Origin of the sequence: Streptomyces sp. NPDC096310 (genome assembly GCF_044763125.1) — a bacterium.
Taxonomy (GTDB): domain Bacteria; phylum Actinomycetota; class Actinomycetes; order Streptomycetales; family Streptomycetaceae; genus Streptomyces.
Genome location: NZ_JBIWFO010000062.1, coordinates 1 through 1,986 on the forward strand (window position 1 = coordinate 1; position 1,986 = coordinate 1,986).

Genomic DNA, 1,986 nt, shown 5'->3' on the forward strand with positions numbered 1-1,986 from the left:
CGGTCCCCAGCCCGGTCCGTCCCCGGTCCGTCCCGGACCGCGTTGCGGTCCGTTCCCACCCGGTCCCCACTCTGGTCCGCCGGGGACCGTCCCGGTCCGCGTTGCGGTCCGTCCTCGGCCCGCCGTGACGGCGGGCCCGCGTCACAGCGGAGGGCGGACAACCCGTCGGACATCCGGGGTATCCGGGCGGACATCCGGATCCGTCCGCGCGGATGTCCGCAGACAAGGCGTCGCCGTCGACACGGATGTCGCCGTCCGCGTCGCCGTCGACACGGACGTCGCCCTCGTGTCGCGACAGCAGCCGTTGAACACAGGCCCCGTGTCGCTGAACGCCGATCTTGTCGCGATGAAGACGAGACCTGTGTCGTTGAACGCCGAGACCTCCCGCGAGACCTAGGCGAGACCGAGACCTGCGTCCGCGAGACCGGCTGGCCTCGAAGCCCGGCGGCGTGCTCCCGAAACGAACGGGGACGCCCCCGAAGCCGATGGCCGTGCCCTCGAAACACCACACAGGATGAGGAAATGAAGTCATACGGCAGGGGCGAATCGAAAGAATGAAATGCCAACATTCGTGGGAATTGGAGGACCCCGAGATTCGACAGTTTCCCGATTCGGGAATCGGGATCCGGAATTCATTGGGTTCCGCAAATAGGAAAAGGGATGTATGCTGGCAGCTGATCGCCAGTTCCGGGAAGCCGGGCAGATCACTCGGTCCACAAATGAGTCGGGCCCCACGCCTCTGCTGCACGAGATCGTGGGGCCCCCGGTTCCGGACCTGGGATGGGCTCGGCCGTGGCATCGGCCGGGCCCATCGTTGCTGCTAGTTCAGCTGCCAGAGCTTGTACACCCAGTACGCGGCCTGGCTGGCACGCGCGATCAGGATGCATATCTGGACGGCTGACTGCCGCTTGGTCCGGTCCGGCTTGGTTCCCTCGTCGGGGTTCCTGCCGGACACCGAATCACCTCCTCCCGGTAGACCAGCTGAAATCCACCGGAATTCTTGGAGGGGTGTCTCGACAGTAGCAGAATCACGCCTACTGAAAAGCGGCTCCCTGAATGCGGCACCCATGCGACGCGGCTAATAGTGAGAGCTGTCCGGCGGCGCCGAGGCGTGGGTAATAGCTGGCTCGCGCTCCGGGCAAGTCTCGGCGTGGTTCCGGTTACGGTCTCGGCGCCGAGCCAGTGATCTTGGTTAGATTCCGAGCGAGGAGGGCCGGGCGGGCCGGGCGCTCCAATCGGCCACGGCGTTGGTCATGGGTTGCTGTCGATCCAGACCGTACGGCGCTCGGTGTTGAACACGTGCCAGATGCGGTCGCCGGTGGTCATCTCGATCTGCTGGCGGACGAGCCGCTCGCCCCGGTGGACGCTGCAAGCTAGATCGCTCTTGAGCCGGTTGTGGCGCTCGGGGTGCGCGTGGCCGGGGCCGGTACGGTCCGCATCACGAGCCGGGAAGATCCGCTCGCGCGTATCTGTGCGGGATCGGCGGCATGAGCTATCTCGGCTCGGCCCCGTTCGCCGCCCAGAACGTCGCAGTGATCCCGTTCAGGCCGCTGACCACTAGCATCTGGCCCTCCGGTCGCCAGCTCAGTGACGTGTGGGCTCTGGTCCCACTCGGCCGCAGCCCATCTTCAGGCCCTGTCGGTCGGCGCCGTGCCGACGCCGCGGACACCGATCAACGCGCAACTTGAAGACACTGCCGGCCTCCGTGGGCGGCCGGGAGCGGAGCCGTGGTGGCCCGGGGTGGACCATGAGCCCGGCTCCACGCATCGGTGGCCTGGGATGTACCGCCGATCGTCCCCAGTTACGTACGACTTCGTCGCGCGCCACCGCGTACGACTTCCTCGCGCAAGGCTCTCCGGCTACACAGCGCTACGTGACCAAGGTGTGCCAACTAGTACTCCAGTCTGACTTCGCGATCTTGTCGCGGACCCGGCTGGGAACGGGTACGGCCACCGCGTGATCATCGGGGGTTGTGTGGACTCCTGA

Annotated in this window: 1 protein-coding gene; it reads right to left on the reverse strand. The window is 66.6% G+C overall.

Translation table 11 applies throughout. From position 1 onward, the window contains the following. Window positions 1-820 precede the first annotated feature (820 nt). The gene (locus tag ACIQ7D_RS37475) at window positions 821-955 is read right to left on the reverse strand and encodes a hypothetical protein (RefSeq protein ID WP_281392946.1); all 135 of its coding nucleotides are present in this window, start codon (window positions 953-955) and stop codon (window positions 821-823) included. Between the last annotated feature and the right edge of the window lie 1,031 nt (window positions 956-1,986).